General features: G+C 51.5%; 24 protein-coding genes. 15 read left to right on the forward strand and 9 right to left on the reverse strand.

What is annotated here, in order from left to right:
* Positions 1-374 precede the first annotated feature (374 nt).
* A complete protein-coding gene (locus QJT81_21280) occupies positions 375-1901 on the forward strand; it encodes a DUF4080 domain-containing protein (GenBank protein ID WGZ94277.1) in 1527 nt (508 codons plus the stop codon).
* On the opposite strand, the gene QJT81_21285 is transcribed toward QJT81_21280, so the two are convergent.
* Together QJT81_21285 and QJT81_21290 are read right to left on the reverse strand one after the other, a co-directional pair.
* Positions 1902-2717: a hypothetical protein gene (locus QJT81_21285; protein ID WGZ94278.1), complete on the reverse strand. Its 816-nt coding sequence runs from the start codon at positions 2715-2717 to the stop codon at positions 1902-1904.
* Positions 2718-2753: 36 nt separating this feature from the next.
* Positions 2754-2939: a hypothetical protein gene (locus QJT81_21290; protein ID WGZ94279.1), complete on the reverse strand. Its 186-nt coding sequence runs from the start codon at positions 2937-2939 to the stop codon at positions 2754-2756.
* Between the two features lie 78 nt (positions 2940-3017).
* On the opposite strand from QJT81_21290, the gene QJT81_21295 reads away from it, so the two are divergent.
* Positions 3018-4439 (forward strand): transposase, encoded by a 1422-nt coding sequence (locus QJT81_21295; protein ID WGZ94280.1) that lies wholly within the window; start codon positions 3018-3020, stop codon positions 4437-4439.
* A gap of 94 nt (positions 4440-4533) precedes the next feature.
* On the opposite strand, the gene QJT81_21300 is transcribed toward QJT81_21295, so the two are convergent.
* Entirely contained in the window at positions 4534-5634 is a 1101-nt protein-coding gene (locus QJT81_21300; protein ID WGZ94281.1) for a type II toxin-antitoxin system HipA family toxin, read from the reverse strand.
* On the reverse strand, positions 5631-5903 hold the full coding sequence (locus QJT81_21305; GenBank protein ID WGZ94282.1) for a helix-turn-helix transcriptional regulator: 273 nt from the start codon (positions 5901-5903) through the stop codon (positions 5631-5633). Before QJT81_21305 ends, QJT81_21300 begins: the two co-directional genes overlap by 4 nt.
* A 142-nt stretch (positions 5904-6045) precedes the next feature.
* Between QJT81_21305 and QJT81_21310 the strand changes: the two genes are divergently transcribed.
* A complete protein-coding gene (locus QJT81_21310) occupies positions 6046-6657 on the forward strand; it encodes an NBR1-Ig-like domain-containing protein (protein WGZ94283.1) in 612 nt (203 codons plus the stop codon).
* A gap of 17 nt (positions 6658-6674) precedes the next feature.
* Positions 6675-7370 carry an autoinducer binding domain-containing protein gene (locus QJT81_21315; GenBank protein WGZ94284.1) on the forward strand — a complete coding sequence of 232 codons (696 nt, stop codon included), beginning with the start codon at positions 6675-6677 and terminating at the stop codon, positions 7368-7370.
* Here QJT81_21315 and QJT81_21320 read toward each other — a convergent pair.
* Entirely contained in the window at positions 7292-7930 is a 639-nt protein-coding gene (locus tag QJT81_21320) for a zinc-binding dehydrogenase (GenBank protein ID WGZ94285.1), read from the reverse strand. The two genes, QJT81_21315 and QJT81_21320, sit on opposite strands and share 79 nt — an antisense overlap.
* A gap of 368 nt (positions 7931-8298) precedes the next feature.
* Here QJT81_21320 and QJT81_21325 point away from each other — a divergent pair, with 368 nt between their 5' ends.
* Both QJT81_21325 and QJT81_21330 read left to right on the forward strand, forming a co-directional pair.
* Positions 8299-8571: a hypothetical protein gene (locus tag QJT81_21325; protein WGZ94286.1), complete on the forward strand. Its 273-nt coding sequence runs from the start codon at positions 8299-8301 to the stop codon at positions 8569-8571.
* 17 nt (positions 8572-8588) lie between these two features.
* On the forward strand, positions 8589-9530 hold the full coding sequence (locus QJT81_21330; protein ID WGZ94287.1) for an ISAzo13 family transposase: 942 nt from the start codon (positions 8589-8591) through the stop codon (positions 9528-9530).
* A 39-nt stretch (positions 9531-9569) separates the two neighbouring features.
* Here QJT81_21330 and QJT81_21335 read toward each other — a convergent pair whose 3' ends face one another.
* Positions 9570-11369, reverse strand: coding sequence for a hypothetical protein (locus tag QJT81_21335; protein WGZ94288.1), 1800 nt, complete (start codon positions 11367-11369; stop codon positions 9570-9572).
* Between the two features lie 104 nt (positions 11370-11473).
* Here QJT81_21335 and QJT81_21340 point away from each other — a divergent pair, with 104 nt between their 5' ends.
* The 8 genes from QJT81_21340 to QJT81_21375 all read left to right on the forward strand — a co-directional run bounded on the left by QJT81_21340 (position 11474) and on the right by QJT81_21375 (position 18863).
* A complete protein-coding gene (locus QJT81_21340; GenBank protein WGZ94289.1) occupies positions 11474-11710 on the forward strand; it encodes a DUF6489 family protein in 237 nt (78 codons plus the stop codon).
* 110 nt (positions 11711-11820) lie between these two features.
* On the forward strand, positions 11821-12402 hold the full coding sequence (locus QJT81_21345) for a 2-oxoacid:acceptor oxidoreductase family protein (GenBank protein ID WGZ94290.1): 582 nt from the start codon (positions 11821-11823) through the stop codon (positions 12400-12402).
* Positions 12396-13649, forward strand: a complete 1254-nt coding sequence (locus QJT81_21350) for a transketolase C-terminal domain-containing protein (protein ID WGZ94291.1) — start codon at positions 12396-12398, stop codon at positions 13647-13649. The genes QJT81_21345 and QJT81_21350 overlap by 7 nt, the downstream gene beginning before the upstream one ends.
* A 10-nt stretch (positions 13650-13659) precedes the next feature.
* A complete protein-coding gene (locus tag QJT81_21355; protein ID WGZ94292.1) occupies positions 13660-14679 on the forward strand; it encodes a thiamine pyrophosphate-dependent enzyme in 1020 nt (339 codons plus the stop codon).
* On the forward strand, positions 14676-16307 hold the full coding sequence (locus QJT81_21360) for an NAD(P)-binding protein (protein ID WGZ94293.1): 1632 nt from the start codon (positions 14676-14678) through the stop codon (positions 16305-16307). The genes QJT81_21355 and QJT81_21360 overlap by 4 nt, the downstream gene beginning before the upstream one ends.
* A 239-nt stretch (positions 16308-16546) precedes the next feature.
* Entirely contained in the window at positions 16547-17749 is a 1203-nt protein-coding gene (locus tag QJT81_21365; GenBank protein ID WGZ94294.1) for an RtcB family protein, read from the forward strand.
* 12 nt (positions 17750-17761) lie between these two features.
* Positions 17762-18712 (forward strand): hypothetical protein, encoded by a 951-nt coding sequence (locus QJT81_21370; protein ID WGZ94295.1) that lies wholly within the window; start codon positions 17762-17764, stop codon positions 18710-18712.
* Positions 18690-18863 carry a hypothetical protein gene (locus tag QJT81_21375; GenBank protein ID WGZ94296.1) on the forward strand — a complete coding sequence of 58 codons (174 nt, stop codon included), beginning with the start codon at positions 18690-18692 and terminating at the stop codon, positions 18861-18863. Before QJT81_21370 ends, QJT81_21375 begins: the two co-directional genes overlap by 23 nt.
* Before the next feature lie 12 nt (positions 18864-18875).
* Here QJT81_21375 and QJT81_21380 read toward each other — a convergent pair whose 3' ends face one another.
* Positions 18876-20546: a fibronectin type III domain-containing protein gene (locus QJT81_21380; protein WGZ94297.1), complete on the reverse strand. Its 1671-nt coding sequence runs from the start codon at positions 20544-20546 to the stop codon at positions 18876-18878.
* Positions 20547-20692: 146 nt separating this feature from the next.
* Positions 20693-21652 (reverse strand): polysaccharide deacetylase family protein, encoded by a 960-nt coding sequence (locus QJT81_21385; protein ID WGZ94298.1) that lies wholly within the window; start codon positions 21650-21652, stop codon positions 20693-20695.
* Positions 21653-21926: 274 nt separating this feature from the next.
* On the opposite strand from QJT81_21385, the gene QJT81_21390 reads away from it, so the two are divergent.
* Positions 21927-23156, forward strand: coding sequence for an O-antigen ligase family protein (locus tag QJT81_21390; protein WGZ94299.1), 1230 nt, complete (start codon positions 21927-21929; stop codon positions 23154-23156).
* Between the two features lie 25 nt (positions 23157-23181).
* Here the strand turns inward: QJT81_21390 and QJT81_21395 are convergent, their stop codons facing one another.
* Positions 23182-26580 carry a polysaccharide biosynthesis tyrosine autokinase gene (locus QJT81_21395; GenBank protein ID WGZ94300.1) on the reverse strand — a complete coding sequence of 1133 codons (3399 nt, stop codon included), beginning with the start codon at positions 26578-26580 and terminating at the stop codon, positions 23182-23184.
* Between the last annotated feature and the right edge of the window lie 11 nt (positions 26581-26591).

Here is a 26591-nt window from a genome sequence, read left to right on the forward strand (position 1 = left end):
AAATTAACCTAAGTTTTTAATTTAAAAAGAAATTTCATCAAGGTTGATAGAAGGATTGGAGGCGAGATTAGCATATCGGTATATTCTAATGAAGAAGATTTTGCGATAAACAGGACAAGCGGTACAGTTTTTGGGGGGGGAGTGATTGACGACACTAATCAACTTCACTGTGTTTATATAACAACATACTATATGTTGCTGGAGTGTATAGTAGCGACAGCTTTCTGTCATTTTTTTTGCTGTGAAAATCTCTATGGTTTATTTAATAAATTAATAATAAATGGTTATATGTCATTAAAACAATCAGTTGCGTATGGTTTTTATGCTGACGCGTTATTAATTAGAATTTTAAATTAACAAATTATGGTTTATTTATGATTAAAGGTATTATTCTTGCCACATTGAATGCGCGTTACACCCATGCCTCGTTGGGTTTACGCTACTTATTCGCCAATCTGGGGGAATGGCAGGCACAGACAAGCATTATGGAATTTACTATTGCGATGCGCCCGCTGGATATTGCCGAGCAGCTTTTGGCAAGTCAGCCACGGATTATTGGTTTGGGTGTGTATATCTGGAACATCACGGAAACCACTGCGCTGGTGGCATTGCTTAAAACGCTCGCACCTGAGGTGGTGATTGTATTGGGTGGGCCAGAAGTCAGTTATGAAACGGCGCAGCAGCCGATTGTCCAGCAGGCGGATTATGTGATTACCGGGGCAGGTGAGGTTAGTTTGCGTCACTTGTGCGGGCAGTTGTTGAATGGGTATAAGCCGTTGAACAAGGTGATTCCGGGGGAACAAGCACCATTACAGCAGTTGGTGTTGCCTTACGCGCACTACACCGTGGATGATTTAGCGACACGCTCTATTTATGTGGAAGCCTCGCGGGGTTGTCCGTTTAAATGCGAGTTTTGCTTGTCAGCGTTGGATAAAACTGCGTTGCCATTTGAATTACAAGCTTTTTTGCTGGAAATGGATCAGCTTTGGCAGCGTGGTTTACGCCAGTTCCGCTTTGTGGATCGTACATTTAATCTGAAAATAGCGACGACGGTAGCGATTCTGGATTTTTTTCTGGAACGCTTGGATGCGGAAACCTTTCTGCATTTTGAGTTGATTCCTAATCATTTGCCGGAGGTGCTGAAGGAGCGCATTGCCCGTTTTCCGGCAGGCTCTTTGCAGTTTGAGATTGGTATTCAGACGTTCAATCCAACGGTGCAAGCCTTGATCAGCCGTAAGCAGGATAATGCCAAATCGGCTGACAATATTCGCTGGTTGCGTGAACATTCTGAGGCGCATTTGCATACGGATCTGATTTTTGGTTTGCCGGGGGAGGATTTAACCAGTTTCGGGGAGGGTTTTGACCGTTTGATCCGTTTGAATCCACACGAAATTCAGGTGGGAATTCTCAAGCGTTTACGGGGAACGCCGATTATCCGCCACACCGCAGCGTTTGGGATGGTGTATAACCCGCAGCCACCGTACAATATTTTGCGTACCGATCGGGTGGATTTTGACACCCTGCAACAGATGAACCGGTTTGCGCGTTATTGGGACATGATTGCCAATTCCGGGCGTTTCACCCATACCTTGCCATTGCTCTTGGGGGATGCGCCTTTTGCACGTTTCTGGGAATTATCCGTTTGGATTTATGCACAAGTGCAACAAACGCATCAAATTGCATTACCGCGCTTGTTTGTGTTGGTTCACGGGGCAGGGCAGGCTGTGCTAGGGATTGAGCAGGCGGTCTTGGAGGATACCTTGCTGAAAGATTATGCGGTGACAGGGCAAAAGGGGCAAATTCCGTTTTTGAGCGAAGCCCGTAAGAATCGAGCGCTGGTATCAGTGGCAGGTAAAAGTGGTAATCAACGGCAATTACGCTTTGTGGGCAAGAGCGAGTAATTACTCGCTTTTGCTACATACTTCTTTGGCAAAGGTGGGGTAGTCGACGATTTTGGTGCTTTCGCAAGCAATTTTGCAGCGCCGCTCAAAGGCTTCATGGATAAAACCGGGGTGCTCGCTGACGGCTGCGATGCCGCGTGTTAAATAGCCGGGGAAGTTGATTTGTGGTTCACGGCAGCTTGTATCGGTTTCCTGATGTTCTTTGCAAGCGCCCAAGGCTTCGTCGTAAAGCCAGCGGCAGTTTTCTTCACCGACAAAACTTTTTGGAACCGTTTCCAGTTCAATGCCTAGCTTGTTGGTTTGCAGGACAGCATTTTTGTGTTTTCCTGCCTGAAAGCCTAAATCTAATAAGAGGCGATCACCATCAACATTCAGGGTTAAATCTTCCGGTATTGCGCTGAAATCGGGGTGGGTGACAATTTCAGGGGTGGTGTCTTTATTCAGTAGCAGGAAGTAAAACTGGTGTTGCGGGCAGGCAGTGCCACCACAATTAGAGCCAAACAATACCACATCGCGGGTATTTTGTTTGACGTAGTAATGCAGTGAAAGGTAAAACCCTTCTTGTTGAAAGAGCTGTTGCTTATCCAGGGTGAGGGTATCCGGGGGCATATCGGTTTTGCTGTGGGTAATCGCCAGCTTGCCAAAGCGTGTGTCGAGTATTTCATCTTCTAAAGTCAGTGACTGGATGTAGGTTTCCAATACCGTGACTTTAGGTGTATCGGTTGGCGGTGTTTCAACGCGGGTATCACAACCGGGTAGCACCAGCAATAGGCTGCAACAGCTTAGCCAGCCTACATGCGCTAAGTATTTCATCATACTATTAATAATCCAGTGGTGAGGTAGTGATGAATACTAATGGATACCCATCAGTTCGGCAATTCCTTGCTTCCAGATACTTTGCATCCGTTCGCCGATGTCGGCAAAAGCGGGGTGTCGCTGTTGGTATGACTGTAATTCCGGCAAGGTGGTTTCCAGCCCGTGGGCAACCCATTCCAATAGGTGTTTGGCACGACGTTCATTGATATTCTCAACAGTCATAAGTTCTCCCCATTCCCCCAAGCAGCACGAAATCCCTTAGAGTAGGCGTTACCAGCGACCTATTATCCAAGGGACATCATGCTAGTTGATCTATACCAGAGCCTTCACCACTTTAAAAGTGAATTTTCGCGCCAGCGAGCATGGCTATTGTTTTGCGCCATCATCCTGAGCTTTTTAGCGGCGACCGAGATGAGCGGGGTCACGTCGATGTGCCGTTACTGGTTATCGGATGAACGGGGCTACCATCGGTTGCTCCATTTTTTTCGTGCCGGGTCTTACCATCCTGAGCGGTTACGGGCGAGCTGGCAGCGGTGGGTGTTGTCCCATGCGCCGCTGGTTGAGGTGGCGGGGCGTTTGGTGGTGCTGGGCGACCATACCCATGTGGTTAAGGATGGTGGGCGGATGCCGGGGGTCGTTTCCTTGCGGGAAACCTCGGAAACCCAAAGCAAACCGGACTATTTCCGGGGGCAGTGTTGGGGAGCCGTGGGGTTGTTGGTGGGGAGCCTGTCCGCCTGTTTCTGCCTGCCGCTGAGTTTGCAAATCCATCAGGGGTTTCGGCATTTGGGGGAAGAGGATGCTAACGACCCGACACTCAAACTGGGGACACGGGTGGTGCAGATGGCGTTGTCGTTTGCGCAGGTGAATGACCGCCCGGTGTGGCTGGTGCTGGATGCGTTCTTTGCCACGGCTTCGGTGTTCCGGCTGGCACGCTCGGTTTGGTCGGTGGCGTTACAACAACCACTGGTGCAGGTCATCACCCGCGCTAAAAAGAACTATGTGGCCTACTTCCCTGCGCCACCCAAACCGCCGGGAAGGCGTGGGCGGCAACGCCAGTACGGGATGAAGCTGGTGTTGTGGGAAGCCTTTGACCATGCTGATTTTTTCCGTGAAGTGACCCTGTGCATTTATGGCAAGGAGGAGTCGGTACGCCTGATGTCCCATACCCTGTGGTGGAAACCGTTAGGGCAGCCGCTGCAATTTGTCTGGGCAGTCACTTCCCGTGGCCCCATCCTGCTGATGTGTTCGGATTTGGTGCTGGACGCGGAAACCATCCTCACCCTGTACTGCCGACGCACCCGGATTGAAACCTTGTTTGATGCCCTGAAAAATACCATGGGCGCATTCCGCTTCCACTTCTGGAGCCGTTACCTGCCGCGCCATTCCCGGCGACCTACCGCCAATCGGCATCTCAAAGCCCCCCAAGCACAGCACCTCCCCACGGTGGTGGCCTGCTGGCAGGCAATGGAAACCTTTGTGTTGTGTGCCTGCATCGCCACCGGTTTGCTACAACTGTTTTCCCTCAAGTACCATGAGGGGCTTTGGAAGCAGCAGGTCTTGTATTTGCGCACCCGTTCCCGTGAATTGCCTTCCGAGAACACCGTGCGACAGATTTTAGCACCACTACTGGCACGGCAATTACTGCGCTCTCCCCCCAAAGCCTTCTGGTGGCGAATTAACGCGGCCGTCAACGGCGATGAGGACGATGATAGGCAAACATGAACCGCTAACAGCGGGAAAATACCCATAATCAAGGTGTTAAAACAGCAGTTCAGTAAGGCTGCTGCCTAACATCATGCTTGGTTTTGGGGGAATGTCACGACTGTTGAGTGATATTGCAAAACTGGCGGGCAAATGCCAGCAGCGCTTTGCGTTCCGGGAATACTTTGCTGCCACCGAATAACAGCGCGAGTGTGTCGTTGGGGATGTAGGGGGTGGTGGAGACAATATCAAATGCTGGTGCAAAGCGAATGTCGCCTTCGGGGTCATCGTAGAGAACCCCAAAGTTTTTCAGGTGTGCATCGCCATTACGTACTGCACAAGTAAGCGCGAGGGAGAGGAAAAACTGTTCCAGTGCTTCGTGTACCCGTTGCGGTGAGACGAATTGGCGGATGCGTTGTGCAATATCTTGGTAACTGCCAACGTATTTGTCATCGGTTGCCAAACCATTCAGAACGCAAAAATCCTCAAAGCCGAGGTAGCCACCTTTGTCGTTCAGATCGAAACGCTTGACGATTAACAGACGCCCCTGGGCGGCGAGTTCGACTTCCGGGGTTTCTAGCCCGGCTTTGCGAGCTGCTTGCATACAAAAGTATTCGTTTGCCGCGAGTTGTGGGAAGCGTTCTGGATTCCAGCCTTTGACAATGTGGGTAGCGTCACGGTAGCTGAATTGTTCCAATTGTGCGGCGGTTGCTACGGTGTCGGCATCACGAACCAACACTTTGGGTTGCACTCCCGAAATCCCGGAATAGCGGGCATAACGTTGCAATAAATCGGCAAACAGGTCTTCTGTTCCAGAGTAAGTGCGTAATTCCTGCATGTCTTGCAACGGCATGGTATCGGGTTCCATACCGGCTGGTGCAATGCGGATACGCCCAATTTGTGAATGCCCGACAATGCCCAGCAGTGCAAGGTCGTCAAAATTTTGCACCGTTTTCTGGAAACGGTTACGCAATAATTCACGTAACTCACCTTCGGGCAGGTTCATTTGAAAAATAGGGTGTACGCCTTGCTGATAGCCGTATTGGTCAGGCATGACGGGCATTGTAAGCGATACCGCTTGTTGAGGCGTGGCATCCGCTAAGTAACCAAACACATAGCTGAGGGAGCGCATCGCACTACGCCCTAGTGTGCCGCTGCGTTCGCCTTGTACATAAATATCGAGACTACCTTGATCCGTGTTGGTTTGCTTGCTCATGAGTGGCGGCCTGTTTTACGTTGGGTGATTTCATCCACTAGGGTGTGTAAGGTTGGGCGGCGTGGCGCAAGGGGTTGGGCGATTAATTCCAGCCCTAATACCGAACAGAGCGCCATGATTTTGCGAATACCGATTTCGGTAATGGTGCCATTTTCAATACCAGAGAGCGTGGCACGACTCATGCCCACCTTTTCACTGAGATCGGCTTGGGTAAAATGTTGTTTTTTTCGGGCATCACGTAAGGTTTGCCCTAATAATGTCATATCCATGTATTGTATAGAGTGCAAAATAATGGTTTTAGTGAAACATGCATTATATATAGTGCATATCTAAAATATTGTACACTCTATCGCCTTGATTTCCTTTCTGTTAAATTGACCAATGTCAGTTGATCATTGAGGGATAATAACTATGTCTGCATTAGATTTGGCAGATTACTTACGAGTGCGTCTAAATGCTTTGCACATGACCACAACCGAAGCGGCGAAACGCTCCGGTATTTCACGCCAAACATGGCACAAGCTGCTGCGTGCCGAAATTGGTGAAGCACGCCTGTCTACCCTGATTCAGGTTGCCGATACGCTGGAAACACATCCACTCAGTATGCTGCGTATCTTTTTCAACGGTCGTGAGGTTTCACAGGTCGCGCACAGAGAAGGCAATACCGCGTTTGTACTGGGCTTTGTTGCTGATGTGACTTTTCCTGATACCAGTGAAGTGCATGTCGGTCAGGAGTTCGAGAAAATCTGGGAGGTGGCTAATCTGGGCAAGGAGCCTTGGGTTGGTTGGCGTTTACAATGCGTGAGTGGGCAAGAGGACGATAACTTGTTGCCGGTTAATGAGAGTGTTGCGATTCCTGAGACTCCGCCGGGTGCAACAGCACGTTTGGCTGTACGCTTACGTGCGCCGGGTGCGCCGTGCAATGCCGCTATTTCTCACTGGAAATGTGTCAATGCTGAGGGTGAGTTGGTGTTGCCTAACCATGCGGGGTTGTATTGTATGGTTAAGGTCATGCCTGTGTGACAGGGGTGTTTAACCCGATGCATTTCATCGCAGCGCTGTTCCAGGCAACAACGCTGGATGAAGCATTTGCGGCTTATGAACGGCAAATGCAAGCATTGGGGGTGGAAAGTGTCATGTATACCTTTGTGCCACAAATATACCTCGATGCTCACTTGTCGATAGTGCCACTGTTCAAAACCTCTGGTTCGTACAGCCCCGGTTTTCTTAAACATTATCAGGAAGCGGGCTTTGAACAACACGATTTCACGGTAAAAAAATCCTTCAGGGTGAAAGCCAGCTCATTGATTGGTGGGGGGGAAAGCCGTAAGTGTCACTTAAGCAAGCATGAGCAGAATATAGTTGTTACGGCGCGGGAGGATTACGGTATCCGTAATGGGATGACGATTCCGCTCCAAAGTGGCATTGGCATAGGGGGAATTAGTTGCATTAGTGCTGACAAAGACGCAGCTTACCAACGGTTGTTGCAGGAGCGTGCTGAAGCATTATTTTGCTGCGCCCAACTTTTTCATGCACATGTGATGACACGACCGCAGTTAAATGCTTTTTTTATGACGGCGCTGTTGGAAAAGCTGAGTGTGAAAGAGCGTCGCTTGCTTCCCTTCCTCATCACAGGCTTGCCGATGAAAACCCCATCTCACAAACTATCCCCGGTTTGTACGACGGCAGAAAGGGCATCGCGGCACGCCAACGCCGGTGGTGCGAAGGTAAGCTGAACAGGCGTCATGGTGTGTCTCCGTTGCATCACAGGTTCAAATTCACCAATAGCCGCCCCTGAATGCGCCCTGCCAAAATGTCTTTGGCGGCTTGCGGCACTTCTTCCAAGGCAATCGCGCAACCCAATTCGGCATAGGCACTCGGTGGCATGGCAGCAGCAAGGCGTTCCCATGCACGCAGCCGCCGTTCTGCTGGGCAACTCACTGAATCCACTCCCGCGCAAGCTGACATTGCGTAAAATGAACGGCATGACCGTGGTGTTCAGCTCGAAACCTCCGGCTAAACCGCAAGCCGCCACCGTACCGCCGTATTGCATTTCAGCCAAAACCCGTGCCAAGGTGTTGCCACCGACCACATCCACCGCACCAGCCCAGTTTTGGCTTTCTAAGGGATGTGCCGGTCGGCTCATTTCTTCGCGTGAAATAAAGGCTTTTGCGCCCAAACCCGTCAGGAAATCTTGCGTTTCCGGGCGACCGGATACCGCCGTGACCGCGTAGCCGAGTTGTGACAGCAGCAATACCGACACGCTGCCCACACCGTCTGCCACGTTGCCGTACACCCGCTTCTTCCAGCGCCATCACACACAACATGGCGGTAAAGCCTGCGGTGCCGATGATCATTGCTTGTTTGGCATCCAAGCCCGCTGGCATGGGGACTAACCAATCGGCTTTGACTCGCGCTTTCTGGGCAAAATGAGCGATGAATAGGCAATGTCGACTAAGACTTCGCCTTCAGGCAAATCGTCAACATTAAGGCGGCGGATTTCTGCGTGGGTTTTGCCTTCCACCTGACTTAGGATAATAGCCCGTCAGCCCTTTGGGACACCAAGCCCGTGGGGAAGTCTCCCCCGCAAGGAGTTAAGGAACTGTCCCGAAATAACTTCCCTCTTTTCTGCTAACAGCGAAAGGGGGAAGATAGCCCCTTGTAATGCCAATCAACACCGAGGATGAGCCAATGGATGTTTACCCATCAGCCATAGAAAAACAAATGCAGCGGTTCTACCAATCGCTCAATGAGCGTGACCGCCGCCGCTACGCCGCCGTGGAAGCCGTCCGGCTTGGGCACGGGGGGCAGGACTACATTTCCCGGTTATTGGACTGTGACCCCAAAACCATCCGCCACGGGTTGACGGAGTTGGAATCGGAAGATGGCTTGCCCACCGTAAGGCAGCGAAAAAAAGGGGCGGGCGCAAACGGCTGAACGCTACGCACCTGCAATTGGATGAGCATTTTCGCCAAGTTTTAAAGGATCATACGGCAGGCGACCCCATGCGGGAGGCGGTGAAATGGACGAACCTGTCACGTCGGCAGATTGCCCGGCGGATGCAGGCATTGGGGACATCGGCTGGGAAAAACGTGGTGTCGCGCCTATTACGGGAGCACGGCTACCGCCGCCGCAAGCCCCAGAAGAAACGCACCATGGGGCAACACGCTGACCGTAATGCCCAGTTTGAAAAGATTGCCCAACTCAAACAAACCTACCTGCAAGCAGGCAAACCCGTGATCAGCATTGACACCAAAAAGAAGGAACTGCTGGGCAACTTTTACCGTGAAGGGGTAACGGATGCCGTCGAACCCACGGAGGTCAATGACCATGACTTCCCCAGCTATGGCAATGGTCAGGTGATCCCCCACGGCATCTACGACCTTGCCCGCAACGAAGCGGCACTGCACCTGAACACCAGCCACGACACCACCGAGTTTGCCTGCGAAAGCCTTGGCTTATGGTGGCGTGAGCAAGGGAAACCCAACTACCCCGAAGCTGACGAGCTGTTGGTCTTATGTGACGGTGGTGGCAGCAACAGTTCCTCTGCGTACCTGTTCAAGCAAGACTTGCAGGCATTGGCGGACAGCCTGAACCTGACAATACGCATCGCCCACTACCCGCCCTATTGCTCCAAATACAACCCGATTGAACACCGACTGTTCCCCCATGTGACCCGTGCCTGCCGGGGTGTGCCGTTGGAAACGGTCGAAACCGCCAAACACTACATGGCAAAAACGGAAACCACCACTGGCTTGAAGGTCGCTGTCCGCATCATCAGTAAAGTTTTTGAAACCGGGCGCAAGTATACCCAAGCGTTTAAGGATAACATGACCATCCAGTTCGATGATTTCCTGCCAAAATGGAACTACACCGCTACCCCTCAGTCCCCCTGATTTCGGGAAGTTATTTCGGGACAGTTCCTAAGGGGGCAGTCATGGGCATTGAAAGGCAGTGAGTTGTGCTTCACACGCGCTAATCTTTCCGCCCGGCAAGGGCAAGGCGTCTTGTAAAATATCGCAAGCCGCCTGCTTTCCCCCCGCGACACCGTGTTCGGTTTCCAATAACGCCAGTTTCTCGATGGCTTTACTGGTGTTGCAATCCCGCTTCCTATCCGCGCTCAAGGCTGCTTTGTAGGTGTCAGCCGCTGTATCGTATTGCCCTTCCATGACGTAACGCTCAGCCAAGGCCAGGTAAAACTGCTTGTCGAGAATCACCTTGTTGGCAGGGTTCAAAGTACGTGCAGCATTACAAGCTTCATCTGCGATCATGGTGGGCAATGCCTCCAGCGGAGCTGCCCAAGCACGCGCAATGCACAGGTTGTTTTGTATCCAGTCAATGCGATTGTTGAGGCTGATCGCCTGTTCCAACGCGCTTTGTGCCCCTTCAATACTGCGTAATGGTGGCTCAACTGACATCAACACCACGCCCAGATTCGCCCAGGCAAACACATTGCCGCAGTTTTGTTCGATGGCTTGCGCGTATTTCTCCACGGCTTGAATCGGGCGGTTGTTATTAAAGAGCAACGTAGCATCACCTTCGGTACGGTTGGAGGCAAGCATCTCTTGTGGTTTAGCCGCTGGTTTGGCAGCACAGTCCTCTTGCAAGGCTTTGACTGAGGGCAGTGCCATCTGGGGGGTGACCAGCACCATGCTGCGCATCGTCAAACTGTCGGCCTGGAAAGCACTCGCATCGGGGAACACAGGAAAAGCGGGTGGAGCCGCCGCCGGTGCACGCTTCGGCTCAGGGATACGCACCGCTATTTGTGCCATTTCCGGTGTGGCAGACGCTTGACAAACCTTGGTAAGGGCATAATCAGGGCATAAGAGCCGGGTTTTATCCAAAGCATTGCCCATAATTTGCCCAAAAATATGCCGCAGTGTGTCATTATTGCCCGCGATATTGTGTAATCGGGCAGAATGCAATTCGGCTAACAATTGTCCCAAACTTTCCGGGGTAATCTGACTGCTTTGCAGGCGTGAACAATACTCAAACCATTGTCCCAATTGGCTATCAGGGTGCTCACTGGCATCTGCCTCCCCGCTGCAATAGTAATACAGGTTGTGGCTTTCCGAAGCGACACTTAACAAGCGCTGACGGCTTTCACGCAACATTTCACTGAGCAAATCCATGTTCAAGGCGTTCGGGTCACGTGTACCGAGACTGCGTTCAAAACCAAAGATGCGTCCTTCCAGCTCAACTTGCAGAAACAGCTTGCCCTGATCCTGATAAACCGTGCCAGTAATATTGCGCCGCCCAAACAAGCTGGCAATGAATTCCACTACATCGTTGATGGAAATCCCTGTCTCCGGTAATTTGATACTTGCCCCCAGCAAGTAATCTTCGGTATTGCCGGTTACGGTGTCGATAGTGACCTTGCCATTACGGCTCGTGCGTTTGACGGTGGTGTAAATGTCAGCTTCAGCCAGCAATAACTCCTGTTTCAGCGCATTGGCAATCACCCGTCCGGCATCCGAATGGCGATCCGTCATGCTTTTAGGCACTGCAAAGGGCTTGACCAACACCAATTGCGAACTTTCTACGGCTTTATAAACCACAAACAGTACAATCAACAGCAAGCCCAGTGTGGCAAACAGGCGCAAAAACCCCATAATGCGTTCCGTCAGCAAGCGCATGACATCAAGGGAGCGAAGCAGTAGCACTTGCCCATAGTGTTGCAGCGCCAGGAGTCGCAAACGCCATACCGGTAACTCAGCAGGGGTTGGTTCAGCCATGATTGCCCGATTCCTTTGCAAGGGTTTAGCTGATTATAGGCAATATAAACCCGACAAACGAATTTGTGGCAAAATGAGTGCATTGCAACAAGAGGGAGTAAACCATGAATATCACCGTCAATGTCGATATGACGCCAGAGGAGCTACGCCGCGTCATGGGCTTGCCCGATGTACAAGAATTCAATCGCGAAGTCATGGCACAAATGCTGAAAAAAATGCAGGAGGGTGCAGAAGGTTTCGATCCGATGGTATTTTTTAAGCCTGGTGTTGCGGGAAACGCTGATATGTTTAAGCAGTGGATGGAGCTATTTGGTAAGTTTGGTAGTGGTGTGAAGAGCTGAATGGGCGTTTTCCCGACTTCCATCAAGTAAAACCTCCTTCAAAGCTGCTAGGATGACGGCGCATAAGAGATAAGAAATACGCTTTCATCTTCGCCAGAAGGGAGTACCACATGTTTCAAGTCAGAATCCACGGGCGTGGCGGGCAAGGCGTTGTCACTGCCGCCGAAATGCTCTCCATCGCCGCCTTTGTCGAAGGCAAGCATTCACAAGCCTTCCCCAGCTTCGGTTCCGAGCGCATGGGCGCACCCGTCATGGCGTTTTGCCGCATTGACGCTAAGGAAATCCGCCTGCGTGAACCCGTCCTCACCCCCGACGCGCTGATCATTCAAGACCCCGGTCTGTTGCATCAGGTCAACCTGTTTGAAGGGCTGGCGGAACGCGGTTACATCCTCATCAATTCCAACCATTCGCTAAGCGAGCTGGGGCTGGATACCTTTTTGCAAACGCATCCCGGCGAACGCATCAGTGTTATTCCCGCCAGCGAACTGGCTCTCAAGTACGTCGGTCGTCCGTTGCCCAATGCCGCGTTACTGGGTGGTTTCGCCGCCCTCACCGGGCTAATCCAGATGGAAGCGTTGCAAGCCGCCATCCGCCAAAAATTCAGCGGCAAGATTGCCGAACAAAACATCGCCGCCGCGCAAGCCGCCTTTGCCCAGGTACAAGCGACCCTACCGGGAGGAAAACCATGCTGAAACAAATCGAAGGCTCCCAAGCCATTGCCGAAGCCATCGGCCTGTGCCGCCCGGAAGTGATTTGCGCCTACCCCATCACCCCGCAGACCCACATTGTGGAAGGTCTGGGGCAAATGGTGGATCGGGGCGAGATTAGCCCGTGCGAATTCATCAATGTCGAATCCGAATTTGCCGCTTTGTCAGTCGCCATTGGTGCAAGTGCTGCCGGAGCACGCGCCTACACCGCCACCGCCAGCCAAGGCTTGCTATTCATGGCAGAAGCGGTCTACAACGCCTCCGGCCTTGGTTTGCCCATCGTCATGACCATTGGCAACCGAGCCATCGGTGCGCCGATCAATATCTGGAACGACCATCAGGACAGCCTGTCGATGCGCGATTCCGGCTGGATTCAGCTCTATGCCGAAACCAATCAGGAAGCGGTCGATTTGCACATTCAGGCTTTCCGGCTGGCGGAAGAGCTTTCCGTGCCGGTAATGGTATGTGTGGATGGCTTCATCCTCACCCACGCCTACGAGCGGGTGGACATCCCCGAACAGGCGCAGGTGGATGCTTTCCTGCCACCCTTTGAGCCGCGCCAAATCCTTGACCCGATCCACCCCGTCACTATCGGCGCGATGGTCGGGCCGGAAGCCTTCATGGAAGTGCGCTACCTCGCCCATTACAAACAGATGCAGGCACTGGGGCTGATCCCGGAACTGGCGGAAGCCTTCCAGGAGCAATTCGGGCGCGATTCCGGCGACCTGATCAAGCCGTACCGCAGCGAAGATGCCGACACCATCGTGGTTGCACTCGGCTCGGTCAACGGCACAATCAAGGATGTGGTGGATGAACTGCGCGACGCAGGCATGTCGATCGGCTCGCTGGCAATCAGCACCTACCGCCCGTTTCCGCACAAGGCAGTACGCAGTGCGCTGGAACACGTCAAGCGCATTGTGGTGGTAGAAAAATCGCTGGCAATCGGCATCGGTGGCATCGTTGCTACCGACGTGCAAATGGCGGTGGCAGGCTTACACAAGCCGGTGCATACCGTGGTGGCAGGCTTGGGCGGCAGACCGATTACCCGCGATTCCCTGCGCAAGCTGTTCCACCGGGCGGATTCAGGTCATCTGGAACGGCTGGAATTCCTCGACCTCAAGCACGATGTCGTTCATGAGGAAATCGCCCGCATGGAAGCCGGACGCCGTTCCGGGCCGATTGCGGAAAACATCCTGCACAGTGTCGGCACTGTCGCCAGCCAGATTCGCTAGGAGGACAACAATGGAAACCACCATCAAGTTTTACCAGACCGACACCTTTACCGTCGGCAATCGCCTGCTGTCAGAGTCCGAACGCAGCGTGCAGGCGGGGATGCAGCGCACCAACGCGCTCAATTCCGGGCATCGCGCCTGTCAGGGCTGCGGCGAGGCGCTGGGCGCACGTTTTGCAGTGGACGCAGCGATGCGGGCGGCGGGCAATGATTTGATTGCCTGCAACGCCACTGGCTGCCTCGAAGTCTTTTCCACCCCGTACCCCGAATCTTCTTGGCAATTGCCTTGGATACATTCGCTGTTCGGCAATACCGCTGCGGTCGCTACCGGTGTGGCGGCGGCGCAGCGGGTCAAGGGGACGAAAACCCGCGTACTGGCGCAAGGCGGCGACGGTGGCACCACTGACATCGGCTTCGGCTGCCTGTCGGGAATGTTCGAGCGCAACGATGATGTGCTGTACATCTGCTACGACAACGAAGCCTATATGAATACCGGGGTGCAACGTTCGTCCGCCACCCCGCCTGCTGCCCGCACTGCCACCACCGTACCGGTCGGGCAACACTCCAACGGCAATGTATTCGGCAAGGGCAAGAGCGTGCCGCTGATTGCGATGGCGCATGAAATCCCTTACGTGGCGACTGCCTCCGTCGCCGATTTGCGCGATCTGGAAGCGAAAGTCACCAAGGCGATGAGCATCCACGGGGCGCGTTACATCCACATCCACGTACCTTGCCCGCTGGGTTGGGGCGCAGACCCGGCGCACACCATCAAGCTGGCACGGCTGGCGATTGAATCCGGCCTGTTCCCGGTGTTTGAAGCGGAACACGGCGAAATCACCGGGCATCGCGCCATCCGTGAGCAAGTGCCGGTGGAGGATTATCTGAAGCTGCAAAAACGCTTCGCCCATCTGTTCCGCAATCCCAAACAAGTGGCGGTGATTGCGCAATTGCAGGCGATTGCCGACCGTAATATCCGCCGCTTCAAACTGCTGGAAAAATCTTCACTAAATACCGGGGGGACTGCTGTATGAGTATTGATAAGCCATTCGCGATTACGCTGGATAAGAACACCAGCCTTGCCAACCACACCGGCTCATGGCGTAGCAAACGCCCGGTGTACGTTGACCGTTTGCCGCCTTGCAATGCGACTTGTCCGGCGGGGGAAAACATCCAGAACTGGCTGTTCCATGCCGAATCGGGCAATTACGAAGCGGCATGGCGTTCGCTGACTGAAAATAACCCGTTGCCTGCGATCATGGGGCGGGTGTGCTACCACCCTTGCGAAGGCGCGTGCAATCGCGGGCAACTGGACGAGGCGGTCGGTATCAATGCGGTCGAACGTTTCCTCGGCGACGAAGCCTTGAAACAGGGTTGGGCATTCGCCAAACCTGCGGTGGAAAGCGGCAAGCGCGTGCTGGTGGTCGGTTCCGGCCCGGCGGGTTTATCGGCGACCTACCATTTGCGCCGCATGGGGCATGGTGTGACCATTGTGGAGGCGGAAACGGCGGCGGGCGGCATGATGCGTTACGGCATCCCACGCTATCGCTTGCCGCGTCAGGTGTTGGATGCCGAAGTGCAGCGCATTCTGGATATGGGAGTGGAATTGCGCCTCGATACCCGTGTGGATGACGTGTTGGCAATGCAGGCGGCGGAAGGTTTCGACGCGGTATTCCTCGGCATTGGGGCGGGGATTGCCAAACGTGCTTACATTCCTGCGGGGGATGCCAGCCACATCACCGATGCGGTCAGCGTGCTGCACGAAGTCGAAGACAGTCAGCCCTTGCTGGGGCGCAAGGTGGTGATATACGGCGGCGGCAATACTGCCATTGACGTGGCGCGTACCGCCAAGCGGCTGGGGGCGGAAGAATCCATCATCGTCTACCGCCGCACCCGCGACAAAATGCCCGCCCACGATTTCGAGGTGACAGAGGCGCTGGAAGAAGGCGTGAAGCTGAAATGGCTTTCCACCATCACCGAAGCCGGGGAAGGCAGCATTACCATCGAGAAAATGGCGTTGGATGCGAAAGGTTTTCCGCAACCGACCGGCGAATTCGAGACCTTGCCTGCTGATTCGGTGGTGCTGGCATTGGGGCAGAACGTGGAACAGACCTTGTTGGAACACATCCCCAATCTGGAAATGAAGTGGGACAGTGTGCAAACCGACGCGGTAATGATGACCAGCCATGACGGTGTGTTTGCCGGTGGCGACATGGTGGCGGGTTCCGAGCGTACTGTGACCGTGGCGGTCGGGCATGGCAAAAAGGCAGCGCGGGCGATTGATGCGTGGTTGCGCGGTGAACTCTACCAGCCTGCGCCCAAGCATGAGCCTGCTACCTTCGAGCGCCTCAACACCTGGTATTACGCCGATGCGGAAAAGACCGTGCGCCCGGTGCTGGACATTATCCGCCGCCAGTCTACGTTTGACGAAGTAGTGGGCGGGCTGGATGAGAGTAATGCCCTGTTTGAAGCGCGGCGCTGTTTGTCATGTGGCAACTGCTTCGAGTGCGACAACTGCTACGGGGTGTGCCCGGATAGCGCGGTGATCAAGCTGGGGGCGGGCAAGCGGTTCGTGTTCAACTACGACTACTGCAAGGGCTGCGGGCTGTGCGCGGAGGAATGTCCGTGCGGGGCGATTGTGGTGGAATTGGAGGACAAGTAGCACTCACTAAAAATTTATTGACTTTAACAACATTACCGCTAGACTTTCTCACCATTATCAACCTTATTTTATGGAGACACCCAACATGCTGAATGGACATATACGGAGCAATTCAATCAACTAGTGTCTCCCGCGCTTGTGCCGGGGGACTGATCTCAGTCATCCGGCGTAAGAATGCGGTGCTTCGTGTGCAGCATGTCGAAAACCCCGGATGACCTAAAAACCAACGGGGTTTTTTTATGCCTATCAGTTTTATGCTCAATAAGGGCAAAGTGCCGGTCAAGATTTTTACTGACGATGTGGATAGCGGTTCGCTGACACAATTGGGAAATCTGTCGCAACTGCCCTTCATCCACAGCCACATTGCAGCGATGCCCGACGTGCATCACGGCATTGGTGCGACCGTGGGTTCTGTTATTCCCACCCGTGGCGCGATTATTCCCGCCGCCGTCGGCGTGGATATTGGTTGCGGGATGAACGCGGTACGTTTATCGCTCAAAGCCCACGACTTGCCTGACAACTTGTACAGCATTCGCAGCGCGATTGAACAGCGCGTGCCGACCGGTTTCGACGAACACGAACGCCCCAGCATCAACGGTTCGACGCTCAATAACATGGGCAAGCACCTTGATGTGATTACCGACAAGCACCCCGGTCTGGTGAAAATGTTGAAAAACTTTCACCGTCAATGGGGAAGGCAACTCGGCACACTCGGTGGCGGCAACCATTTTATCGAGCTGTGCATCGACGAAAGTGACGACGTGTGGGTGATGCTGCATTCCGGCAGTCGCGGGGTGGGCAATGCCATCGGGCGTTATTTCATCGAAAAAGCCAAGAAGGATGTGGGGCGGGAACTCGGTCAACTCCCCGACAAGGATTTGGCGTATTTCACCGAAGGCACACAGCATTTCGATGATTACGTGGAAGCGGTCGGTTGGGCGCAGGATTACGCCATGGTCAATCGCCGCGAAATGATGCGCTTGGTATTGGATGCGTTGCAACGCAGCAAAGCCTTGCCCGCGTTCACCACCACTCGCGAAGCGATCAATTGCCACCACAATTACGTGCAAAAGGAAGAGCACTTCGGCGCGGAAGTCTACCTGACCCGCAAGGGCGCAATCAGTGCGCAGTTGGGGCAGCTCGGCATTATTCCCGGCAGCATGGGCGCGAAATCGTACATCGTGCGTGGCTTGGGCAATGCGCAATCGTTCTGCTCCTGTTCGCACGGTGCAGGGCGACGCATGAGCCGCACCGAAGCCAAACGGCGTTTCAACACCCTCGATCTGGAAGCCCAGACCAAGGGCATCGAATGCCGCAAGGATAAAGGTGTGGTCGATGAAATTCCCGGCGCGTACAAGGACATCGACGTGGTGATGCAGAACCAAAGCGATCTGGTCGAGGTCGTACATACATTGCGTCAAGTCATTTGCGTGAAAGGCTAAACGAGGTGAAACATGGAAAAAACACAAGTTGAACTGATCCGCGAATGCTTAAGCGGCAACCGCACGGTGTTCCGCTACGCACCGGACAGCTACGCACTGCAATTGCTCAAGGATTACATCGGCAACGGCATGGGGATTGCGGCCTTGCGCCGTTCTCCCTATGCCAAATTGTTAACCAAACCCATCGTCACGGAAGCCTTGGCTTTGGCAGGCAAAGGGCAGTTAGAGCCGTGGCATCTGGAGGCCGTGATTGCGCAATACCGTGATCACAAGCCGCTGAATTTCATCCTCACACTGGACGAGTGGGGCACTGATGACAAAGACGACCGCCATTGGAAACAGACCTGCCGCACCGGTTACGACTTGGTGCTGCAACTGAACTTTGCCAATGATCACCACCAGCACCTCAAAACGCTGGTCGGTGAAGACGATGTTGCGCCGTTTTCCTATCACGGGCATCCCGTGCGCAAAGATGGCACGCTGGAAACACTGGCATGGGCGCGGATCGACCTCGATTTCGCCAGCAACCAGGCGTTGATCGAAGAAATTCAGTCCGATTGGGTCAAAGGCGTGGGGGATAGTTACAAAAACTATCTGTACGGCGAGGACAAGATGCAGCAATACCGCGAGGTATTACGCCCTTACGCCAAGGTGTGGGATGAGGCGATGCTGACGGCGGCACTGTGCTTTATTCGTCGCGAACTCGGCATTCGCGACGTGTTTTACCACAGCTATGACACGGGCAATCGTCTCAAGGGTATCGAGCGTTATTACCACCTCGGCAAGCCGCCGCGTTATTTGTACACCGAGTTGCCGAAAAAGTTTTGCTTCGTCCCCACCAGCGAAGCACCGGACTTCCTTAAACCTGTCCGTTATCTGCATTACCTGCAACGCCACGGTAAAGCACAATGGTTCAAACTGCCAACACAGGAGCAATCTCATGGCAAAAAAGCAGCCGCGTAAGCGCAATCCCGTCGCCCATCACCTGTTTATTCAGCGCGGTGGGGTTCATGAAAAAAGCAATTCTGCCAAGCGGCAGGAAGATAAACGCCAGTTACGTAAGCTGGTCAACAAAGCAGGCGCTTCCCGCGCCTGCTTTGAGCAAGCCGCATAGTGGCTTAGAACGTTACATATTCACCGTTACAATATTGCTATACGCAGAATAAGTGCCATTGGTATGGTAAGCCCGCACACGATAACGGTAGCTCTCACCACTCTCCAGTGTGGAGTCAGTATCGGTAAAACTCACTGCATTCACCCCAACCGTCCCCAAAAACTCAAAACTCGTACAACCCGCCTTTAGGCAGCGTTCCAGCTTGAATCCTGTTTCATTGTTACTGGCATCCACCCAATTTAAGCGCACCTGATTGCCAGCAAGTACTGTTGCTGTCAAGTTAGTAGGCGCTGCCATGGATGTTGAGGATGTGGATATGGTGATATTCACGGTATTGGAATAAGCAGAATACGTTGTTCCCCGGTAAGCCCGCACTCGATAACTGTAGGTTTGATTCGCCTGTAAATTGGTATTGGTAAACTGGACGATATTCGCCCCCGTCGTTTTGATCACCGTAAAGTCAACGTTAGTACAGGTCGCTTTGAGGCAACGTTCAATTTTGAAGCCAGACTCATTATTACTGGCATCCACCCAATTTAAACGTACCTTATTGCCAGTAAGCACCGTTGCGGTCAGATTGGCAGGCGCAGCAATGGATGGTGGCGATACAGGTGTGGTTATGTCCACCGTATTAGCATAGCTGGAATAATCTGCTCCCCGGTAAGCACGTATCCGGTATCGGTAGAGCGTGTTACTCGTCAGGTTTGTATCGGTAAAGCTCACTGCATTCGCCGCAACCGTACTCCGAAACGCAAAGTTAGTACAGCCAGCACCTTGGCAACGTTCAATGCTAAAGCCAGATTCGTCACTACTGGCATCGACCCAGTTTAAACGTACCTGATTGCCCGCCAGTGCAGTTGCTGTTAACTGGCTAGGCGCTGCTGGTAAAGTGACAGGAGCCGGAGTCAGGGCATAAGCTTCCTGAAACGTATAAAACTTCAACCCTAAACCTTTTGCAATATCAATAATCTGATTCAGTTTGCTGGCACGAATCGCATACTGGGAATCGGCATCCGGTGAGGTATCGTCAAAGATATAATGACCATACAAGGTAATAATTTCATTGTTATTTTTCGCACGAATCAAGGCTTGTTCTATTTCTGCTACGGTGCGCCCATAGCGATTATCAAGGCTCTCCCCTTCCAGAACACCGTAGGTCTTGTCGCTGTTATGGTAAATTTCATCCATTTGCGCCAGTTGTTTGCTTGCATCGTAAAAGGTTGTGCGCAAATAGGGAAGATACGGCCTGATAGCGGCGTCATAGTTTTCGTCACGCTCACCGGATGGGTATGAAAAGCTGACCGGATTGAAGCCATCAAGCTGCATGTTTTGTATGGCTGGGATGACTTGGGTGTTCACGTATTCCTGCGTTCTGCTAGGATCAAACAAAAACTCACCCACACCGGTATGGTCATAACTGTGGCAACCTATTTCATGCCCCTTGTTTTGCAAATCCCGTAGTTGGTCGATTTGGGTTGGTCGGGATAGCTCATGCCATTTGGTTACAAAGAAGGTGGCGCGTACATTATCAGTCCTGTTTGCAAAAAAATTATGCCAAAGCCCCGTACTGGTGTCATCAAAGGTTAATACGACGCCCGGTTGATTGGTTGCTGCCTGGGCACTGGCACCAAATAAAACAGCTAACCAATAAATCACAACCCATTTTTTGAAAAAACTTCTCATAGCTCCATACCCTGTGTTGATAGAAAAACTCAGAATCATCATGAAATTAATACTAGATAAAAATGATGGAATTTCCATGAATATAAACGCAAGTGATGGACATATACTCTCTGGACGACAGACCATAGCGTTCTGCCGCTAAATGGTTATGTTTTTTTAAATGCCTGACGAGCTTTTAGGGTAAAAGCAAGCAACAGGTAACTGAGAGGGAAGCTGCCACCGCCGCCGTTGTTATTATTGGTTTGTGGAATGGCATCAGGTGTTACAGTTGCCGTGCCAGTATTATTGATGCTGCTTGCTGAAGAAACAGGGAGGGGGGCTGGTTGGTTTTGGACTTCAAAGGCTTCATGAAACGTATAAAACCTCAGTCCCAATCGTTGGGCTATCGCAATAATCTGGTTTAACTTGCTTGCACGAATTGCATACTGAGAATCCGCATCACCGGATGCGTCATCAAAGATATAATGACCATATAAGCTTATGACTTCGTTGTTATTCTTTGCACGGACGAGTGCCTGCTCAATTTCTGCTATCGTAACACCATAACGGTTATCCAAGCTCGCTCCAGCAAGAACAGCATACACCTTGTCACTGTTGTGGTAGATTTGATCAGTCTGGGCAAGTGGTCTGGATGGATCATAATAGGTTGTACGTAAATAAGGCAAATAGGGTCTGATCGCAGCATCGTAATTTTCATTCCTTTCCCCGGAAGGATAAGAGAAACTCAACGGGTAGAACCCATCATTATTCATATTGCGAATTGCGGGGATCACTTCGGTATTAACGTATTCTAATGTCCGGTTGGGATCAAAAAGGTACTGACCCACCCCTATATGGTTGCGGCTATGGCAACCTATTTCATGCCCACGGTTTTGCAGATCCCGTAATTGCTGTATCTGTGCTGCGGATAAGGTATGCCATTGACTGACGAAGAATGTGGCTCGCACATTGTCAGTCCTGCCCGCAAAAAAATTATGCCAAATACCCGTACTGGTGTCGTCGAAGGTCAACACAATACCCGGCTGATTGGTTGCCGCTTGGCTATTGATCGCTAAAAGCATAGCCGATAAACAGATTACGGTTAGTTTGCTAAAAAGCCCCTTCATGTTGTTTCTCCAGCTAAAACCCTTATAAATATGCCACTAATGCTTGTAAAGCCGAAATCACATGGCCTAGGTGAAGATAGGAGGTCAGTAATATTCCGAGGTCACTGTATTGATGAAGTGAATACTTTCGGTGATAGGTGGATGTAAATCGGTTCAGGGCAAATCGTATCCATCCCCATACTAGTCGTCTTACGTAGTAGTCGCCTTATCGCAAAAATATGGTGATTGCGTGCAAAAAAATTTATATGGAATAAAAACATAAGGAGACATAACCTTGCGCACGTTTATCTTATGGCTATTTGGCCTGCATTTTATCTTTCTGGCTTACCTGAACAATGTTTATCTGGCAGGTTTACCCGTCAGGTCGTTTCTGATTTTGCTGGCAGGCGGGCTGGTATTGTTATTGGATAGCAGTGTGGTTGCCCGCTTGAGACCGGTTAACGTGATTTATGCTTTGCTGGCTATTTTGGGACTGGTAGTTTCTCTGACCAATAATGTTGGTGTGGGGGGAATCATCAGCGGTGAAATGCGACTGTTGCAATCCTATTTATTGCTCATGGTGGCTTACTTTATTCTGGAACAATACGGTTTTCGGGTGCTGGCTTTTGTTTTACTGAGTTTGGCACTGCCCTCGGCCTTGATCGGTATTTTACAAGGGCTTGGCGTACACGTTGCCTGGGAATTTCATGCGATTCTTCAGGAAATGCAGAATAAGGAAATCAGCGATGAAATGCGCACTCAAATGGCGGAGGTACTGGATCGCCCACCCGGACTAACGCTGTATGCCATTCCCCAGACGTATATGCTGTTGAGTGCGATGGCGCTGATGCTTTACTGGGTTATCAAGAATCCTGCCGATCAGCGTACTCAATGGTTGGGGGGGCTAGGCTGCGTCATACTGGCGGGAGGGATTTTTGCATCGGAAACCCGCTCTGCGATGGGGGCTGCTTTACTAATGCCAGCCTTGGTTTATTTACGGTTATTCCCAGCGCGGGTGATTCCGCTGGCGGGGGTAGCCGTATTATTGGGAGCAATGGCTTACTTGTTGCTGCCGGGTAATGCCGATGTGGATTCACGCCTGATCAATTTGGATGATGCTTCCGCTGCGGGGCGTTCCACCCTTTACAAATACGGTATTGAACTGTTTTGGCAGAAGCCGTGGGGTTACGGTTTTGAGTTCAATACGGTGGAGTATGCAGTGGAGTATTTTGTGAATGAACGCAATTTGTTTGATTACGGGCCGTTGGAAAAAGCGCAGTACATTGTACCGGTACACAATTCCATTTTAAATTTGATGCACACTTACGGGTTTTCTGGATTATTGTTATTGGTTTATTACCTTTACCGTCTCATTAAAGGGAGCTGGTATCGGTTAGCTATTATTATCGCTACATTAGTGAATTCTGTGTTTCATAACGCCGGTATTCTGAGTAATGATTTGTTTATGGATATGGTCATTGCGGTCATGCTCTATGAAATTCACCGGGAACAACCCACCGCCTGAGGTGGGCTATGGTGAATGGCTATGCTTAAGCAGGGATGAGCATATTACGTCCGTCAGAGTAGTTGGATGTCTTGCTAATGTGTCTAAGGGGAACCATGTTTTGTACCAAACCGAGCAGTTTGCCATGGCTTTTCTCTAAGCACTCAATCGAGGTACGGACTTCCTGTTTGGTCGAGGTGTTGTTAGCAACGATTAAGAGCGTGCCATCTGCACGGTTGGACAACAATAAGGAATCTGCCATGCCTAATACAGGCGGTGCATCAATAATCACGTAGTCAAATAGTTCACGTGCCTTGTCGAGCAGTGATTGCATCCGTGAACTGGAGAGTGCTTCTACCGGGTCGAGGATAGCTGGCCCAGCACAAATAGCAAACAACATGCGGGTGCTTTTTATCCGGTACAACGGGCTTTGGTTGAGATTGCCACTCAGATAGTTAGTTAAGCCACTGCTATTATCTAAATTCAGGTGCTTGTGGACGGTGGGTTTGCGCAAATCAGCATCTATCAACAGAACTTTATGACCGGAACTAGCCAAAAGGGTTGCAAGGTTGACGGCTACAGTGCTTTTACCTTCACCGGGCAGAGGGCTGGTAATATGTAATACCTGTGGAAACTTGCCGTGATTTGCTAACACTAGCGAAGTACGCAGATAACGTAAGGCATCAAGCCAGAGAACGGCGGCTTTTGGTCTTAAAATGGCAGTAGACCCCTCACTTACCGCTTTATTGTAAGGCAGTGCGTGCAGTACTTGGTATTTGCCCCCCGCCTCTTGCAAATCTGCGGAGATACGCACTTTGGGCTGCATGATTTCGCGCATGAGGATAAGCAATGAACTCAGTAATAAACCAGAAAGCAGACCCAATAGCAGGTATTTCGAGTAACTAGGACCATCTTTACGCGATGGTGCAACGGCAGTATCGACAATACTCACGTTGTCACTTTGCACTGTTTCGACCACACTGACTTCTTTTAAGCGCTGTAATAACCCTTCGTACAAGCTACGCAAACTGTCCACATCACGTTTTAGGTTGGCGTAACCAATGTTATCGCTGCGAAACGTTAAGAGTTCCTTTTCTAGTAACTTGATTTCTTTGGCTAACTTCTGTTCTTCATCCTGTGCAGCATCAAAGGAAGCGCGAAGGTTATTGACCGTATTTTTACGGATCAGCGCCGTTGCTTCGGCAATTAAACGTTCACGGCTGCGAATTTGCTCTTGTAACGACAGCATGGCGGGGTAATTTGGCTTGAATAGCTCCAGGTTGGACAGGTAAGAACCTTGTAATTTGCCAAGCTCTTGCTTATGTTCCTGAACAACCGGGTCGTCTTCCGCATTCAAGATACCGGAAAGCTCGCCCTTATTATTGAATTGGCTTTGGGTACGAATGCGGTTTTCCTTGGCTGCCATGTAAGCTTTGTTCAGGGCTTCCAACTTTTGGGCGATGAGTGGCTCATCTGCATTGGTATCCACGATATTTTTGACACTGGCGTAACGGATCAGGGCGGCTTCAGCAGCTTGTAGTTTTTCACGTGCCGAATAGATTTGCTCGTTCAGGAAACGCTTGCCGTTCTCTGCGACTTCGCGGCGGTCTTCATATTGTTGTTCCACAAATGTTTGTGTCAGGGTTTGAACAACATTGCGGGCTTGCTCAGCATTTTGCCCCGTGTACTGGATGTCGATAATCCGTGAGCTTTTGACCGGTTTGATACTGAGATTTTTGAGGAAAATTTCTTCTGCTGTGACTTGCTCAGTAGCATTACTTGATTCGCCATCAGTGGGGAGCAGACTGCGCACGAATTTAACCAAGTCATTGAACGGGTCAGTCAAGACATACATCGCGGGCTTAAAAGGACGTTCTGCCAGCAGACTGTCTCGTATAGCCAGTTTGTCAATCACACGTTTCGCTAAATCACGGCTGCGAAGCATCTTGAATTGCGTGTTGTAGAAAACCGTCTCATCAATGTAAGAAGGCGGTCGAGCAGTATCAACATCATAGTTCAGCAACATTGGGCTGCGTGTATCCACTTTGATGCTACTTTTGGCTGTATACGTTGAATTAGTCAGAGCTGCAAGCACCAACAGTAATAATGCCCCCCCTATCGCAGACAGCAGTATAGGGCCGAGGTTATGGCGCAATGCCCCCCAGTACTGCCGGAACGGAATTTGCTGTTGAGGTGGTGCGTAGTAACCACGACTTTCTTCCGGCAACATGATACTAGCCATGTTAGTTGTTTCGGTAACATCAGCGGCTCTATTGATAGGATAATTTATAGACATTGTTTGTTTGCCTTGCATAGTCAATAGGTTTGCAGTCTGCCCTGAGACTGGCTGCATGACCTTCTGGTAAAAGCGTATGAATTGTTCGGTAATCAGCGTCCAGGTGTAATTGCTCAACACATGCTGATGTAAAATACTGCCTATGTGTTTTACTTGGGCGGGGTTTGTTATCACCTGTTGCAAATGCGTGCTTAAGGCGTTGACATCACCCACCGGGAATAAAATACCTTTATTGCTTAATGCTTCCACATTGGCTTCAATATTGCTTGCGATACAGCAACGCCCTAGGCTCATTGCTTCCAATAGGGTAATGGGCAGCCCCTCCGTTTCAGACGGTAATACATACACGTAGGCATTGCTGTACCACTCAATCAGCTCGTCACCATAGACAGCACCGGTAAAGACAATACGGCTGTCATTGCCTGCGAGAGCACGTAATTCGTCACCGTAAGCATCACCTGCCCGCGCATTGCCCACAATCACCAGCTTAAGCGGAGGGGTCTTCAGGCGTTGGTAGGCCAGCAACAGGTCATGTACCCGCTTTTCTTTGGATAACCGACCGACAAACAAAATATAGCCGTCCGTTTCAATGCCGTAGCGGGAAATGGTCTGGCAAGGGATAGATTGACGCGGCGTGATACCCGACGGAATGTAGGTAACATCCCGCCTGTATTTTTTATGGTAGTAATGGCGCAACGAGCGCGACACTGCAATGGAATCGTGAGCGAACCAAAAACTGAGTTTTTCAGACAGGAGAAAGACAATACGTGCCAGACCGTTCCATGCGTGAGCCCACTCATGCCCATGGCTTTGGAAAATGGTACGCCGCCCTGCTAGCCGGGGAATGAAGGAAAATAGACTAGGACCAATCGCTTGGTAATGCACAATATCCAAGTGCTTAATAGTGAACTGGTGAAAGCTGGCAAGAGCAACCAACAGCATTTTTTCAAAATACACGTGCTTTAACGTCGGCAATGGAATAATCCACATGCCTTCATGGAAAAAAGGCCGGGAATACTGGGGGGTCTTAATGGTGTAAACAATAACCTGATGGCCTGCATCAACCAAGCGTTTGCCCAGTTCCAGTGTGTAGGTTTCTACCCCGCCAATGCGGTCAATACCTTTAATGGCAATAAATGCGATTTTCACAGTATGTCTCT

The organism is Candidatus Thiothrix putei, assembly GCA_029972225.1.
Taxonomy (GTDB): Bacteria; Pseudomonadota; Gammaproteobacteria; order Thiotrichales; family Thiotrichaceae; genus Thiothrix; species Thiothrix putei.

Excerpts from the sequence above, each read along its gene's own strand:
- QJT81_21280 (WGZ94277.1), top strand. The coding sequence starts at position 375 with ATGATTAAAGGTATTATTCTTGCCACATTGAATGCGCGTTACACCCAT.
- QJT81_21285 (WGZ94278.1), bottom strand. The coding sequence starts at position 2,717 with ATGATGAAATACTTAGCGCATGTAGGCTGGCTAAGCTGTTGCAGCCTA.
- QJT81_21290 (WGZ94279.1), bottom strand. The coding sequence starts at position 2,939 with ATGACTGTTGAGAATATCAATGAACGTCGTGCCAAACACCTATTGGAA.
- QJT81_21295 (WGZ94280.1), top strand. The coding sequence starts at position 3,018 with ATGCTAGTTGATCTATACCAGAGCCTTCACCACTTTAAAAGTGAATTT.
- QJT81_21300 (WGZ94281.1), bottom strand. The coding sequence starts at position 5,634 with ATGAGCAAGCAAACCAACACGGATCAAGGTAGTCTCGATATTTATGTA.
- QJT81_21305 (WGZ94282.1), bottom strand. The coding sequence starts at position 5,903 with ATGGATATGACATTATTAGGGCAAACCTTACGTGATGCCCGAAAAAAA.
- QJT81_21310 (WGZ94283.1), top strand. The coding sequence starts at position 6,046 with ATGTCTGCATTAGATTTGGCAGATTACTTACGAGTGCGTCTAAATGCT.
- QJT81_21315 (WGZ94284.1), top strand. The coding sequence starts at position 6,675 with ATGCATTTCATCGCAGCGCTGTTCCAGGCAACAACGCTGGATGAAGCA.
- QJT81_21325 (WGZ94286.1), top strand. The coding sequence starts at position 8,299 with ATGCCAATCAACACCGAGGATGAGCCAATGGATGTTTACCCATCAGCC.
- QJT81_21335 (WGZ94288.1), bottom strand. The coding sequence starts at position 11,369 with ATGGCTGAACCAACCCCTGCTGAGTTACCGGTATGGCGTTTGCGACTC.
- QJT81_21340 (WGZ94289.1), top strand. The coding sequence starts at position 11,474 with ATGAATATCACCGTCAATGTCGATATGACGCCAGAGGAGCTACGCCGC.
- QJT81_21345 (WGZ94290.1), top strand. The coding sequence starts at position 11,821 with ATGTTTCAAGTCAGAATCCACGGGCGTGGCGGGCAAGGCGTTGTCACT.
- QJT81_21350 (WGZ94291.1), top strand. The coding sequence starts at position 12,396 with ATGCTGAAACAAATCGAAGGCTCCCAAGCCATTGCCGAAGCCATCGGC.
- QJT81_21355 (WGZ94292.1), top strand. The coding sequence starts at position 13,660 with ATGGAAACCACCATCAAGTTTTACCAGACCGACACCTTTACCGTCGGC.
- QJT81_21360 (WGZ94293.1), top strand. The coding sequence starts at position 14,676 with ATGAGTATTGATAAGCCATTCGCGATTACGCTGGATAAGAACACCAGC.
- QJT81_21365 (WGZ94294.1), top strand. The coding sequence starts at position 16,547 with ATGCCTATCAGTTTTATGCTCAATAAGGGCAAAGTGCCGGTCAAGATT.
- QJT81_21370 (WGZ94295.1), top strand. The coding sequence starts at position 17,762 with ATGGAAAAAACACAAGTTGAACTGATCCGCGAATGCTTAAGCGGCAAC.
- QJT81_21375 (WGZ94296.1), top strand. The coding sequence starts at position 18,690 with ATGGCAAAAAAGCAGCCGCGTAAGCGCAATCCCGTCGCCCATCACCTG.
- QJT81_21380 (WGZ94297.1), bottom strand. The coding sequence starts at position 20,546 with ATGAGAAGTTTTTTCAAAAAATGGGTTGTGATTTATTGGTTAGCTGTT.
- QJT81_21385 (WGZ94298.1), bottom strand. The coding sequence starts at position 21,652 with ATGAAGGGGCTTTTTAGCAAACTAACCGTAATCTGTTTATCGGCTATG.